The following is a 13,671-nucleotide window of genomic DNA, read 5'->3' as shown; positions in this document are numbered from 1 at the left end:
GAATGCGCGGTTGAAATTGCTAGGGCATTTTAATTGACCGAAATTTATTTTTGGCGTAGAATCGGCGCCTTGCATGAATGTGGCAGATTTGCAGTAAATTTTATAAATACAAATACAAACTGAGGATAATACGATGAAAAGAACGTTTCAACCTAGTAACTTAAAGAGAAAAAGAACGCACGGTTTCCGCGCACGCATGAAGACGCTAAGTGGTCAGAAAGTGATTCGTAACAGACGTGCTAAGGGCAGACATAAGCTTGCAGCTTAATAGCTTAGCCAAAGAATTTATCTTAGATGCCAAGGGTTTTTCACTTGGCTTTTCTCGTATCTGTCAAAAGGTTCATACCAAACACTTTTCTTATTTGATTGCTAAAGGTGAAGATCTGCACTCAGGTGTCGGTGTTATTACAGGCAAAAAAAAAGTTAAAAGGGCCGTGCAGCGCAATCTGTGTCGTCGCTTAAATAAAGAGATGTTTCGCCAGCATAAAGCGTTGTTTGAAAAGACAATGTTGATCGTTGTTACAAATCACAACGCCGCACGCGCGACAAAGGAGGAATTGTGGCACTCTATCAACGAATTTCTCGCAAAATACGCTTAATTAGTGCATTGCCTTTTATTTTCCTCATTCGCTTTTATCAAATAGCAATTAGTCCATATCTTGGGCCTCGTTGTCGTTTCTATCCGACTTGTTCACAATATGCACTAGAAGCAATTAAATTGCATGGTTTAGTGTTTGGGCTTTGGCTAATGACAAAAAGACTGCTAAAATGCCACCCAGCTTGCAAAGGCGGTTACGATCCAGTGCCAACGAAAGAAAAGGTTAAAAAAGGGTAAAAAGGTTAAGTATAATGAAGTCAAACTACGTGAGAATATTCTTGATCGCGCTTATTGTCGTGATTTTTATGTCGTTGATGGCGCGCTGGGAGGAGATGTATGCGCCTAAGCAGCCAGCGAAAGTTGATACGCCAGCACAAACAACAGCAGTGCAAAAAGATAACAAAGATGTTAATGCAAATAATGCAGATGATCAAAGTGTAACGACGGATGTCACTAAGCAAAACTTTAATAAGACAGACCTAAAGCCTATCACATTAAATACAGCGGTGTTTAGTGATTTGCAAATTAGCCCATTAAATGGTGCGATTATTAATGCTGCATTGAAAGATTATAACGTGAGCTTAACGGATAAAAACCCGATGCCGATGTTAAATAATACAGCGGGTAGCAAATACATTGCGCAAAGTATTATTTACATTAACGGTCAGCCACAAAGTATTGTTTTTGGTCAAGCGCATACAGCTAAAAAAGATGATCAAACGATTGTAACTTTAAAGGCAACTGTTCAAGGCTTGGATGTTACGCGTCAGTATGTTATTAACGATACCACCTATGAAATCACACTTAAGCAAAGTGTTAAAAACACCACTAAAGCGCCATTAAGTGTTAGTTTTGATAATGAAATTACACGTCAAGTGAAGCCTGAGAGTCATAGCTTTAGTATTTTAGATGCGCATTCGTACTCTTTCCAAGGTGTTGGTTTGTCCTCATCACAACGTACATTCCAAAAAGAATCATTTGCAGATTTAGCTAAATCCAGTGAAAAAGTGGATGTTTCAACCAATAAGGGCTGGGCGGCGATGATTCAACATTATTTTGTGAGTCTTTGGGTGCCAAATAATCCAGGTACAAGCTTTAGCGTTTATGCCAATAAGCTTGCCGATAATACCTACCAATCAGGTGTTAAAACACAGTCTGTTGTATTAAATGCTGATCAAAGCGTTGAAAATACCAATATCCTTTATACAGGTCCTACGATTACCAAGAATCTTGAAGCGATTGTTAAAGACTTCGGTGCCAATAAGCCAGATGGTTTAGATAAGCTCGTAGACTATGGCATGTTGTCATTTATTTCAGTGATTATCTTTTGGTTGATGACAATTATTCATGGCGTTGTTGCTAACTGGGGATTATCGATTATATTGGTCACTGTGTTAATTAAATTATTGTTTTACCCATTGTCTGCCAAAAGCTATAAGTCAATGGCAAAAATGCGCATGTTGCAACCGCGCATGAAGAAGCTGCAAGAGCTTTACAAGGGTGATCGCCAGAAGCTTGGGCGCAAGATGATGGAGATGTACAAAGAAGAAAAGGTCAATCCAGCCAGTGGTTGTTTACCGATCTTGATTCAGATTCCTGTGTTTATCGCGCTTTACTGGGTGTTGTTGGAAAGTGTGCAATTGCGTCAAGCGCCATTTATCTTTTGGATTCATGACTTGGCATCAAAAGATCCGTATTTTATCCTGCCAATTTTGATGGGTATCTCGATGTTTGTGCAGCAAAAAATTAGCCCAACATCAGCCGATCCAACGCAAGCAAAAATCATGATGTTGATGCCAGTGATTTTCACAGTGTTCTTTGCATCATTCCCATCAGGATTAGTGTTGTACTGGTTGACAAATAACGTTATCAGTATTGCACAACAGTGGTATATCACTAAGAAGTATACGGCGATTTACAAAGCAAAACGTTCTTAATCAAAAAAACTTCTAGACATTTATCTCAAAATATATAGAATACCGTTCGTCTGACGATAATAGCAAGTTGGTACCACCTGATTCCATTCCGAACTCAGAAGTGAAACAGCTTAGCGCTGATGATAGTGTGGCATTCGCCATGTGAAAGTAAGACATCGTCAGGCATCTCAAAAATTCCCAAGTTTTTATAAACGTATTATTTCGTATTTTCGTTCAGATCGATTACCCTATGAAATTTTAGTTGAAATAGCAAAAGTACGTAACTCCAGTAAATAAAAAACAAAGACGAAGATGTTATATCTTATAAATACGTTTTAATAATGGTGATAAGATCAGGACGATAATGCCGACAGCTAAAGCAACAAGTGCTAAATGATAAAATACATTGAAATAAGCAGCAGCTTGTTCGGTGCCATTGCCACCAACATCGGTAAATGTTGCAATATAGCTGGCAAAGTAGTTACTAAAAGAGGATTTAATACCCCATACACCGAATAATACCGCAACGACATCAACTGGTGAGACTTTGCTGATTGCGGCAAGTCCGGTTGGGCTGCAAGCCAACTCGCCCATGGTAATCAGTAGATAGCTACCAATAATCCATAGCAGTGAAATAGGTGAGCCTTGCATTGCTTCATAAGCGCCGAGTGTTAAGACACCCATTGCCGCACTTGTTAATAAAATTCCGCTCCCCATTTTGGCAAATACGGTTGGGTTCCACTTTGACCAAAGTGCAGCAAAGAAAGGGGCAAGCACAATAATGAAAAATGGATTTAAAGACATCGTGCTCGCTGATGAAATTTCAAAGCCAAATAAATTAAGATCAACTAAGCGCTCAGTAAAGAGTAAGACGCTCGTGGCTTTTTGTTCAAAAAGAGCAAAGAAGATCATAATGATAAGCGACATTTTGACAACCGCTAAAATTGCTAGAATATATTCTTTACCACCTTTGATCGCCTTGTAGAGTAAATATAAGCCAACGAAGCCTGCTACGATATACAGTAGCGTTGAAGTGTCTGTTGGGTGAGCAATAAAGTAAGTAAAGACAATTACGGATAATAATGCGCCAACGATTGCTAAAATACGCGTTAATTTAGAGGCGCTAAATTGATCTTTAGGTAATACACCTTTCTTTTGACCTAATAAAAAAACAACTAACCCTAATGCCATCCCAACAGCAGCAGCGCCAAAGCCAACATGCCAGCCAAAATATTTTGCAAGCATAGGTACTAAGAGTACGGCAAAGAATGAGCCGAAGTTTACTGCCATATAAAACAAAGTGTAGCCCGCGTCGCGACGCTTATCACCTTTGTCATATAACCTGCCGATGCTTGCTGCCATTGATGATTTAAAAAATCCAGTTCCGGCAACAACAAAGGCAAGACCAACAAAGAAGCTTGCTTCAACCGTCAATAGTAAGTGTCCGATCACAATCAGTACACAGCCATATTTAACGCTCGTTGTATGACCAAGGTAAGCATCTGAGATATAGCCGCCAATTACAGGTGCCATATAGACAAAGGCGACATACGCACCATAAGTTAAATATGCGTCAGTATCACTCATGCCCCAATATTCACTGGTTAGATATAAAATAAGTAGTGCGCGCATTCCGTAATAGCTAAAGCGCTCCCATACCTCAACGCCAAATAGGTACCATAAGCCGTGTGGTTGATTTGCTGTTAGTGTTTTCAAGTATATCTCTCCTCTTTTGGATCCAATTCAGAGTGTAAGGAAATTTTACTGTAAAAGCATGTTTTTTGTTTTGTGTGTTTATTATTCTAGTCAAAATGTTTTTCAAGTGATTAAAAAAATTGGCTATGACCATGTTTCGGACCACTTTTATTGTGTAAGCGTTGGCTGAGCGTAAGTCGAAGCCTCTATGAAGTGTTGTTTTCCAAAGCTTAGCCACTTCGACTGGTGCTCAGTGCACCGCTTCGATTTAAGCTTAGGGTGCGGTGAGCGCTTGTGAATGAATATTTAGCCTTAGCCAGAAAATTTTAAACTTAAGTCTTGCAATTTAAAAAAGATTTGCTAATATGTCCCACAGTTGACGCGGGGTGGAGCAGCCTGGTAGCTCGTCGGGCTCATAACCCGAAGGTCGTTGGTTCGAATCCAGCCCCCGCTACCAACCTAAAAAGATTTTGAGAAATTTCGGGCCCTTATGGGCCTTTTTGTTTTGTAGATAAAAAGGACTCATAGTAGTCCTTTTTTTATACCCCAAGGAGTGTGTTGGAATGTTGGTTGATCAGTTAGAAGCGCTTATTGCGCCAGAAGTAGAGAGCCTTGGATTTATTTTATGGGGGATTGAAATGGATGCATATTCTGCAGATACCGGCAGCATGACCTTACGCATTTTTATCGATCATGAAGAAGGCATTTCAGTTGATGACTGTCAAGAAGTCAGTCGTGCTGTGGGTGCAATTTTAGATGTTGAAGACCCAATCAGTGGTGCTTATTCGTTGGAAGTATCTTCCCCAGGGGTGAATCGTCGTGTATTTAATGCGCTACAGGCAAAAGCCTTGGAGGGTTTTGAGGTTAAAGTGCAATTGCATCAAGCAACAGAGAATAATCGCCGCCGTTTTAAAGGTGTGATTATCTCAGTAGACAATGATGAAGTAGTTGTTAAAACAGAAGAAGACGAAGAAATTCGCTTTGATTTTCACAATGTTGATAAAATGCGCGTTGTGCCCAAGTTTTAATCTTTAATAATGTGGATATAGGTGAAAGTTATGAGTAAAGAGTTACTACTGGTTATTGAAACCGTTGCCAATGAGAAGGAAGTCTCAAGAGATTTACTTTTTTCAGCCATGGAAGAAGCCTTGGCGATGGCAACTAAAAAGCGCTTTGAAGAAGAGGCTGAAATTGTTGTTAAGATTGATCGCAAAACGGGTGATTATGAAACATATCGTCAATGGCAAATCGTTGATGAAGATCATGAGATTGAGAATTACGCGGCTGAGTTATATGTTGATGTTGCTCAAGAGAAAGGGCATAACGTCGTCGTTGGTGATGTGCTGATGGAACCCGTTGAGTCAGTCGAGTTTGGACGAATTGCCGCGATGACCGCTAAGCAAATTATCATGCAAAAAGTGCGTGATGAAGAGCGTCGTTTAATGGTGGCAAAGTTCCGCGATAAAGTTGGCAAGATTGTTTATGGCGAAGTTAAGCGCACTACGCGTGATTTCCTTATTATTGATTTAGGTGAAGACGCTGAGGGTGTGTTGCCTAGAAAAGAGCTATTACCTAAAGAGAATTATCGTTTAAATGATAAATTACGCGCTTGTATCTTACGTATCGATGATGATGGCAAGGGGCCGCAAATTATTTTGTCACGTGCGAACAAGAAAATGTTGCATGCCTTGTTGATTCTTGAGGTGCCTGAAGTTGCTGAAGAGTTGATGGATATCGTTAGTATTGCACGTGATCCAGGTTCTCGCGCTAAAGTGGCTGTGAAGTCGAATGATAAGCGTATTGACCCTGTTGGCGCGTGCGTTGGTATGCGTGGCTCACGTATTCAAGCGATCACTAATGAATTACAAGGTGAGCGTGTTGATATCGTATTATGGGATGATAATCCAGCGCAATTTGTAATGAATTCGTTAGCACCTGCTGAAGTGACGTCTATCGTTCAAGATGAAGACAGGCAAGCAATGCAGGTGGCTGTTAAAGAAGATCAATTATCACAAGCGATTGGTAAAAGTGGGCAAAATGTGCGTTTGGCAACTGCTTTAACTGGTTGGCATATTAATGTCATCTCAAGTACCGTTGCTGAGAAAGCACAGCAAGAAGAGGAAGAGAAAAATATTCAGCTGTTTATGGAGGCCTTGGATATTGATCAAGATATTGCTGAAGTATTGATAGAAGAGGGTTTTACCAGTCTTGAAGAAGTCGCTTACGTGGCGCGTGAAGAAATGCTTGAGATTGAAGGTTTTGACAATGAGATCTGTGAAGAGCTACAAGAGCGGGCTAAAACAGCGCTTATTTCACAAGCCTTAGCTGGAAACAAGCCGGCAGAAGACTTGCTAAATATGGAAGGAATGACGGCTGAGTGGGCTGAGACATTAGCACAAAAAGATGTGATTACAATGGAAGATTTGGCTGAATTAGCCGTTGATGATTTACGCGAAATTATTTCGATCTCTGAAGATGGGGCAGCAGCTTTGATTATGACTGCGCGTGCGCCTTGGTTTGAAGAGGATAACGAGAAGTAGGAGAAATGTGATGGCAGAGATGACAGTGGCGCAACTAGCCAAACTAATTAAAATTAATGAAAGTGTACTACTTGAGAAGTTTGAACAATCAGGTGTGCATAAGAAAAGCATCAATGACTTAGTGACTGATGCCGAAAAAAACCAGCTTCTTAGTTTTATCCAAGGCGGCTCAACGGAGAAGAAATCATCAGTTACTTTGCAAAGAAAGACAACAAAACAGTTGAAAGTCGCTGGAAATCGCAAGGTTAATATTGAGGTGCGCAAAAAGAAAACGCTTGTTGCGCCGGCGCTTGATGTTGCTGAAGAGCAGGTTAAGGATGACACTCAGGTTGCCAAAGAGCATGAGCCGGTTGGTGTTGAACAGGTTAATGATGAGGTCCATAATGAATCAGCAATTGAATCAGAGACGACACAAGACGCGGTTATAGCAAACGATGATGTGACAGAAGAAGTAGTAACGTCTGGGCAACTTCAAGCAGATCAAGAGGTAGAAGCAGTTACTGTTGATGATGTATCTTCAGAAACAAAAGAAGCCAAAGAAGTGAAAGAAGCTAAAGCGCAAACTGGCAAGTCTATTCCTAAACCTAAAAAATTAGCGAAGCCAGCAAAAGCTGAAAAGAAGTCAACAACAGCTGATGACGTAGTAGATCAAACAGCTGACAGTGGCTTTATGATTACTGAAAAATCTGCTGAAAAACCAAAAAATAATGGCTTTAAAATAACGTCAAGACCTGAGATTGTTGAAGATAAAGTAATAGAAGATAACTCGGTTAATGAAGCAAAAGCCACACATAAGAAAACGCTTGACAAAACAAAGCGTAGAGCAAGTGAAGATGACAATAATGACTCACGCAAAGGGGCAAAAAAATCAAAATCAGCGTCAGCAAAGAAAGGCTCACGTGGACTGTATGATGATGAAGATGGTTATGGTTTTTCACGTAAACCTTCTAAACCTAAGAAATTGCAGTTAAACAAAGTCAAAACACAGCAATTTACTAAGCCAGTTGAAAAGGTTATGAAACAAGTAGTGATCTTTGAAGGCATTACAGTCAATGAGTTAGCGCAAAAAATGGCAGTAAAAGCAGCTGAACTTATCAAGGTGCTATTTAAAATGGGTGTGATGGCAACAATTAATCAGCCATTAGATCAAGAAACAGCGATTTTGATTGTTGAAGAGTTAGGCCATGAATACACACTGCATCGTGATGAAACATTAGAAGAGACGGTGGTTGTTGACTCTTCAAGTCAAGAAGTGATGCCGCGTGCGCCAGTCGTGACGATTATGGGTCACGTTGATCATGGTAAAACCTCCCTTTTGGATTATATTCGTAAAACACGTATCGCTGTAGGTGAAGCTGGTGGTATTACACAGCATATTGGTGCTTATTCGGTGACAACACAAAAAGGTCAGATTACATTCTTGGATACACCTGGACATGAAGCATTTACTGCAATGCGAGCTCGAGGTGCGGGAAGTACTGATATCGTGATTTTGGTGGTAGCTGCCGATGATGGTGTGATGCCACAGACTAAAGAGGCAATTCAACACGCACGTGCTGCTGGCGTGCCGATTGTCGTTGCAGTGAATAAGATGGATAAACCTGAAGCCGATCCAGATCGTGTTAAGACTGAGCTTTCACAACTTGATGTCATTTCTGAGGAATGGGGTGGCGATATAATGTTTGCTCACGTTTCAGCGAAATCAGGATTAGGTATTGATGCATTATTAGATGCTGTGCTATTGCAGGCTGAAGTATTAGAGCTTCAAGCGGTTAATAAAGGCTTAGCAAAAGGTGTTGTCATTGAATCACGCCTAGATAAAGGGCGTGGTGCTGTTGCATCCGTGTTGGTGCAAAGTGGTGAATTAAGCCAAGGTGATATCGTATTATGCGGTACGGAATATGGCCGTGTTCGTGTGATGATGAGTGATCTTGGGCAAAAAATTAACACGGCAGGTCCGTCAACACCTGTTGAGATTTTAGGTCTTTCGGGTGTGCCAAATGCCGGCGATGAGATGGTTGCGGTTAAAGATGAAAAAACAGCGCGCGAAGTTGCTGAATATAGATCGCAAAAGAAAAAAGATGAGCGTTTGAAGCAGCAACAAGCCAGTAAGTTATCAAGCTTATTTGATCGCATGGGTGAGTCCACAGGTGAGCGTCAAACCTTGAATGTCATTGTTAAAGCGGATGTTCAGGGTTCGGTAGAAGCGATTCGCGAATCACTGGTTAAGCTTAGTAATGATGAGATTAAGGTTGATGTGATTGCTTCAGGTATTGGTGGAATCACTATTTCTGATGTGTCATTGGCGGTAGCTTCTCAAGCAGTGCTTTTTGGCTTTAACGTTCGTGCGGATGCAACGGCCAGAAAACAAGCTGAAGCTGATGGTATTGAGCTGCGTTATTACAGCATTATTTATGATTTAATCGATGATGTGAAACAAGCGATGTCGGGGATGTTGTCGCCTGAGCTAAGAGAGCAAATTATTGGTGTTGCTGAAGTGCGTGATGTCTTTAGATCATCGAAGTTTGGTTCGATTGCTGGTTGTATGGTTATTGATGGTGTGATTAAACGTCACAACCCAATTCGCGTATTGCGTGATCAAGTGGTCATTTATGAAGGTTCTTTAGAGTCATTAAAGCGCTTCAAAGATGATGCCGTTGAAGTCAAAAAAGGCATAGAATGCGGTATTGGTGTTAAGAACTATAATGACGTTAAAGTTGGTGACCAGATCGAAGTCTTTGAAACGGTTGAAATCAAGAGAGAAATATAATTATGGCAAGTAATTCACGCGTTGAGCGTGTTGGTGATGAGATTCAAAAGATCATTGTTGCATTGCTAGCAACTAAAGTGCGTGACCCGCGCTTGCAATGGGTTTCCATTACTGGTGTTGAGGTATCCAAGGATTTATCTTATGCCAAGGTGTTTTTCTCATCATTAAGCACGGAAACGCATCCAACACAGGTAGTGAAAGCTTTGGATTCAGCCAAAGGGTTTTTCCGTACAGCGCTTGCCAAAGAGCTGCGTTTACGTATCGCTCCGGCTTTGCGATTTTTCTATGATGAGTCGCTAGCCTATGGTAATAAAATGAACTCGTTAATTGAGAAAGCTCGTCAGGAGGACGAGAAATTTATTCAACAGGAAGAAAATCAAAATGAAAGCAATGATCACAAGGATGATGGTCATGATGAGCCGCGCGAAAGGTTGCGTTGATCGCGTATCAGCATTTGTTCTTTAGACCTAAATAAGCTATAGTGCCAAGCAGAAATATCAAGAGTACTTAAGTTCTAGAATTATGGTTCCTGTCATTGCAATAGTCGGTCGCCCGAATGTCGGTAAATCGACACTTTTTAATGCTTTAACACGCACGCGTGATGCGTTGGTTTACGATATGCCAGGGGTGACGCGTGATCGCCAGTATGGTCAAGCGGAATTTGAAGAGCAACCTTTTATTGTCATTGATACCGGTGGCTTATCTGATAATGATGCCGGTGTTGATGGATCAATGGCGGACCAATCTGTGCTTGCGATTGAAGAGGCAGATCTTGTTTATTTCGTTGTTGATGCGCAAGCTGGGTTAACAGCGGGAGATTTGTATATTGCTGAGCTTCTGCGTACACGTGGTAAGCCTTCTGTATTAGTGATTAATAAAACTGATGGCATGCAGGAAGAAGTTGCTGCGGCTGATTTTTACTCATTGGGTTTTGATGCATTATTCACGGTTGCCGCAAGCCACCGCCGTGGTGTCAGTAACTTATTATCAGACACTTTATTACCTTTGTGTGATAAAGCAATTAAAGACTCCGAACATGCCGAAGGTGAAGCCAATAAGCGCGGTATTCGCTTTGCTTTAATAGGTCGTCCGAATGTTGGTAAATCAACACTAACCAATCGTATGTTAGGTGAAGATCGAGTGGTTGTCTATGATATGCCGGGTACCACGATTGACAGTGTTTATATTTCTTTTTCACGCAATGAGGAAGATTACACCATTATTGATACTGCAGGGATTCGCCGTAAGGGTAAGGTCAGAGAAACATTAGAGAAATTCTCGGTGGTTAAAACGCTTCAAGCGATCAAAGATGCCAATGTGGTAATTGTGTTAATCGATGCTAAAGAAGGGTTAACTGATCAAGATATGCACTTGATGGGCTTTGCGTTAAACGCGGGGCGGGCGATGGTTATTGCGATCAATAAATGGGATGGCATGAGTGCGTCAGACAGAGAAAATCTCAAAGAAGAGATTAATCGGCGCTTGGTATTTTTAAAAGACTATGTTGATATTCATTTTATCTCGGCTCTGCATGGTACTAATGTTGGGCATTTGTTTGCATCACTGAAAAATGCCTATAGAAGTGCTACGAAAAAAATATCAACACCAGAGTTGACCCAAGTCTTAAAAATGGCGACACAAGATCATGTACCACCGATGTCCGGTAAATCAAGAATCAAACTAAAATATGCGCATATGGGTGGACACAATCCGCCAATTATCGTGATTCATGGTAATCAGGTAAATAATTTGCCTGCGTCATATAAGCGCTATTTAGAGAAGTTTTTCCGTGAGGCTTTTAATCTTGTGGGTACGCCGATTAATTTTGAGTTTAAGCAGTCGGTTAATCCATATGAACCAACGAAACAAAAAAAATCAACACCATTGCAACGTTATAGGGATAAGCAGACGCAGAAGGAGAAAATGCAGAAAAAACGTGCGTTAAAGCAATACAAAGATTAGTTATTTTATGCAGTTAAAAGTCAGTAAACGTCACCATCTTCAAGATGTTAATATTAAATTATCAGGCGCTAAGAATGCTTTGTTACACTTGTTGTTTGCGAGTTTGCTAACTGAAGAAGCAACGACGTTTGATAATGTGCCATCCAGTTTGCGTGACTACCATGCTGTGTGTGATATCTTGCAGGCAATTGGTGGTAAGGTTGATAGAAAAGAGGGTGTGGCAACTATTACTGCTCCGCAAAAAGTCAATAAAATAGAGCTTTCTAGTAATTACACGCGTCGCACACGAACATCATTGATGCTGCTTGGTGCTTTGGCTAAGAAAGTTAGTCTATTGAAAATTGGCTATCCTGGTGGATGCTCTTTTAGCGAGCAAAGACCCTTTGATATCCATCTATTAGGTTTTGAAGCTTTGGGAGCAAAGGTTACACATGATGAATATCATATTGTGATTGAGCATCAGGCGGATAAATCAGTTGAGCACACATTACGCTATCCATCGGTGGGCGCAAGTATTAACTTGATGTTATATGCTGCAACAGGAACTGCTCAGGTGAAGCTTAATAACATTGCTTTAGAGCCGGAAGTGATTGAAGTTGCAAGTTTTCTCAATTATGCCGGTGCCAAGATCAAAATTGATCACAGTGCGCGCATTATGCAGATTGATGGTGTCGAGAAGCTCTCTGGTGTTACTTTCCGTGTAATGTATGATCGTATTCAGACGATGACCTATGCGGCTTTAGCTTATTTGCATGGTTTAAATGTCTGTGTTGAAGGGGTTGACACCAAAGAGTATATTGCAAAACCGTTGGATGTTTTAAAACAAATGGGGGCGAAATGGCAGTTTGATGCTGAGCGTAGTCGTATTTGTTTCTATGGTAAAAAAAGCGTATTAACACCGGTGAACATCACGGCAATGCCTTATCCAGAATTTCCAACGGATCTGCAACCGATTTTCGCGGTAATGTGTGCTAAAGCTGATGGTGTATCTGAGATTACTGATACCGTTTATCCTGAGCGCATCAAGTATGTTGATGAGCTTAAAAAGCTGAACTTTCCGATAGATTACCAAGATAATAAGATTAAAGTATTAGGCAGTATTGTTGAGCCTTTGCATGCGACAAGTATGAAAAGCTATGATTTAAGAGCGGGAATGGCAGTCGTGATGGGTGCATCGTTATCCGACCAGGTGTGTACGATTACGTCAGCTGAGCAGATTTTTCGCGGCTATGAGAATCTACTGGAGAACCTTACCCACTTTATGCACATCAGCATTGATAAAGAAGAGTGACTATGTTTTCATTAAAGCCTTATAATACTTACCATATCGAGAGCTTTGCCAAGCATGTATATTTTCCGCAATCGATAGATGAAATCATTGAAATATACAAGCGCCATACAAAGGTGATTATCTTGGGTAATGGCAGTAATATCATTTTGACGCAAAGTGTGTATGAGGATGTCGCATTTATCGTGATTAAGGATCAATTTAAAAAGATCTCTCACGTGAGCGAAGGTATTTATGCTGAGGCTGGTGTGTTGTTAAAAGAGCTCTCCTTATACGCTTATGAGCATGGTTTAAGTGGTGTTGAGACATTTTTTGATGTGCCAGCGAGTATTGGTGGGGCAATGATTATGAATACCGGCGCTTATGGCGATGAAATTTATGATCATGTGCGCTATGTTGATATTTTGGATCGTGAGAGCTTTACACAACAGCAGATTGATAAAGCGGATATCGATTATGGCTATCGCTATTCGATGTTTAAAACAGGCGCTGTGATTATTCTTGGGGCATGTTTTGATTTATCGGTAAAGTCACAGATGGAAATTAAAGATAAAATGGATGATATCCTGTCACAGCGCCAAGCAAAGCTACCCCCTGAGCCAAGTGCGGGAAGCGTGTTTAAGCGCCCTAACTATCATATTACTGTTGGTGAGATGGTTGAGAAAATTGGGCTAAAAGGTTTTCAAATTGGTGGCGCGCAGATATCACCTAAGCACGGTGGTGTAATTATCAATACCGGTAATGCTACAGGTCAACAGATACTTCAATTAGTCGAGCATATTAAGCAGGCAGTGTTAATACATTATCAAGTGCAGTTGGAGTTAGAGCAGATCTTGGTTTAACGTGCTATGTAATAACCCATAATTTCGTTATACTTTACGTTAAATTTGCATTGATGAGAA

The 13,671-nt window shown here is 40.8% G+C and carries 12 protein-coding genes, 1 tRNA gene and 1 rRNA gene; 13 read left to right on the top strand and 1 reads right to left on the bottom strand.

From position 1 onward, the window contains the following. Nucleotides 1-133: 133 nt before the first annotated feature. From rpmH to rrf, 5 genes are all read left to right on the top strand, one after another. On the top strand, nucleotides 134-268 hold the full coding sequence (gene rpmH, locus IE867_RS05765; protein ID WP_100550565.1) for a 50S ribosomal protein L34: 135 nt from the start codon (nucleotides 134-136) through the stop codon (nucleotides 266-268). Beyond that, nucleotides 258-599 carry a ribonuclease P protein component gene (rnpA, locus tag IE867_RS05760; RefSeq protein WP_157968254.1) on the top strand — a complete coding sequence of 114 codons (342 nt, stop codon included), beginning with the start codon at nucleotides 258-260 and terminating at the stop codon, nucleotides 597-599. Before rpmH ends, rnpA begins: the two co-directional genes overlap by 11 nt. Further along, nucleotides 560-835: a membrane protein insertion efficiency factor YidD gene (yidD, locus tag IE867_RS05755; RefSeq protein WP_192483822.1), complete on the top strand. Its 276-nt coding sequence runs from the start codon at nucleotides 560-562 to the stop codon at nucleotides 833-835. The genes rnpA and yidD overlap by 40 nt, the downstream gene beginning before the upstream one ends. A 14-nt stretch (nucleotides 836-849) precedes the next feature. After that, a complete protein-coding gene (gene yidC, locus IE867_RS05750; RefSeq protein WP_192483821.1) occupies nucleotides 850-2,535 on the top strand; it encodes a membrane protein insertase YidC in 1,686 nt (561 codons plus the stop codon). A gap of 49 nt (nucleotides 2,536-2,584) precedes the next feature. Then, nucleotides 2,585-2,699: ribosomal RNA gene (gene rrf / locus IE867_RS05745) — 5S ribosomal RNA — on the top strand. Nucleotides 2,700-2,829: 130 nt separating this feature from the next. Here the strand turns inward: rrf and IE867_RS05740 are convergent. Continuing rightward, nucleotides 2,830-4,230, bottom strand: coding sequence for a peptide MFS transporter (locus IE867_RS05740; protein ID WP_192483820.1), 1,401 nt, complete (start codon nucleotides 4,228-4,230; stop codon nucleotides 2,830-2,832). Nucleotides 4,231-4,589: 359 nt separating this feature from the next. On the opposite strand from IE867_RS05740, the gene IE867_RS05735 reads away from it, so the two are divergent. The 8 genes from IE867_RS05735 to murB all read left to right on the top strand — a co-directional run bounded on the left by IE867_RS05735 (nucleotide 4,590) and on the right by murB (nucleotide 13,611). Then, nucleotides 4,590-4,666 (top strand) — tRNA-Met (locus IE867_RS05735). A 106-nt stretch (nucleotides 4,667-4,772) separates the two neighbouring features. Next, entirely contained in the window at nucleotides 4,773-5,237 is a 465-nt protein-coding gene (gene rimP / locus IE867_RS05730) for a ribosome maturation factor RimP (protein ID WP_192483819.1), read from the top strand. A 30-nt stretch (nucleotides 5,238-5,267) separates the two neighbouring features. Continuing rightward, on the top strand, nucleotides 5,268-6,749 hold the full coding sequence (gene nusA, locus IE867_RS05725) for a transcription termination factor NusA (protein WP_192483818.1): 1,482 nt from the start codon (nucleotides 5,268-5,270) through the stop codon (nucleotides 6,747-6,749). A 10-nt stretch (nucleotides 6,750-6,759) separates the two neighbouring features. Beyond that, on the top strand, nucleotides 6,760-9,519 hold the full coding sequence (gene infB, locus IE867_RS05720; protein WP_192483817.1) for a translation initiation factor IF-2: 2,760 nt from the start codon (nucleotides 6,760-6,762) through the stop codon (nucleotides 9,517-9,519). A 2-nt stretch (nucleotides 9,520-9,521) separates the two neighbouring features. Then, on the top strand, nucleotides 9,522-9,959 hold the full coding sequence (rbfA, locus tag IE867_RS05715; RefSeq protein WP_192483816.1) for a 30S ribosome-binding factor RbfA: 438 nt from the start codon (nucleotides 9,522-9,524) through the stop codon (nucleotides 9,957-9,959). 82 nt (nucleotides 9,960-10,041) lie between these two features. Continuing rightward, complete coding sequence (der, locus tag IE867_RS05710) at nucleotides 10,042-11,481, top strand: ribosome biogenesis GTPase Der (RefSeq protein ID WP_192483815.1); 1,440 nt, start codon at nucleotides 10,042-10,044, stop codon at nucleotides 11,479-11,481. 7 nt (nucleotides 11,482-11,488) lie between these two features. Then, complete coding sequence (locus IE867_RS05705; protein ID WP_192483814.1) at nucleotides 11,489-12,772, top strand: UDP-N-acetylglucosamine 1-carboxyvinyltransferase; 1,284 nt, start codon at nucleotides 11,489-11,491, stop codon at nucleotides 12,770-12,772. 2 nt (nucleotides 12,773-12,774) lie between these two features. After that, the gene (murB, locus tag IE867_RS05700; RefSeq protein ID WP_192483813.1) at nucleotides 12,775-13,611 is read left to right on the top strand and encodes a UDP-N-acetylmuramate dehydrogenase; all 837 of its coding nucleotides are present in this window, start codon (nucleotides 12,775-12,777) and stop codon (nucleotides 13,609-13,611) included. Nucleotides 13,612-13,671: the final 60 nt, after the last annotated feature.

This window comes from Cysteiniphilum marinum (assembly GCF_014857925.1).
GTDB lineage: Bacteria > Pseudomonadota > Gammaproteobacteria > Francisellales > Francisellaceae > Caedibacter > Caedibacter marinus.
This window is presented reverse-complemented; position numbering and strand designations above follow the sequence as displayed.

Coding starts and splice junctions, on each gene's coding strand:
- rbfA (WP_192483816.1), top strand. CDS start 9,522: ATGGCAAGTAATTCACGCGTTGAGCGTGTTGGTGATGAGATTCAAAAG.
- der (WP_192483815.1), top strand. CDS start 10,042: ATGGTTCCTGTCATTGCAATAGTCGGTCGCCCGAATGTCGGTAAATCG.
- infB (WP_192483817.1), top strand. CDS start 6,760: ATGGCAGAGATGACAGTGGCGCAACTAGCCAAACTAATTAAAATTAAT.
- rimP (WP_192483819.1), top strand. CDS start 4,773: ATGTTGGTTGATCAGTTAGAAGCGCTTATTGCGCCAGAAGTAGAGAGC.
- nusA (WP_192483818.1), top strand. CDS start 5,268: ATGAGTAAAGAGTTACTACTGGTTATTGAAACCGTTGCCAATGAGAAG.
- murB (WP_192483813.1), top strand. CDS start 12,775: ATGTTTTCATTAAAGCCTTATAATACTTACCATATCGAGAGCTTTGCC.
- yidC (WP_192483821.1), top strand. CDS start 850: ATGAAGTCAAACTACGTGAGAATATTCTTGATCGCGCTTATTGTCGTG.
- IE867_RS05705 (WP_192483814.1), top strand. CDS start 11,489: ATGCAGTTAAAAGTCAGTAAACGTCACCATCTTCAAGATGTTAATATT.
- rpmH (WP_100550565.1), top strand. CDS start 134: ATGAAAAGAACGTTTCAACCTAGTAACTTAAAGAGAAAAAGAACGCAC.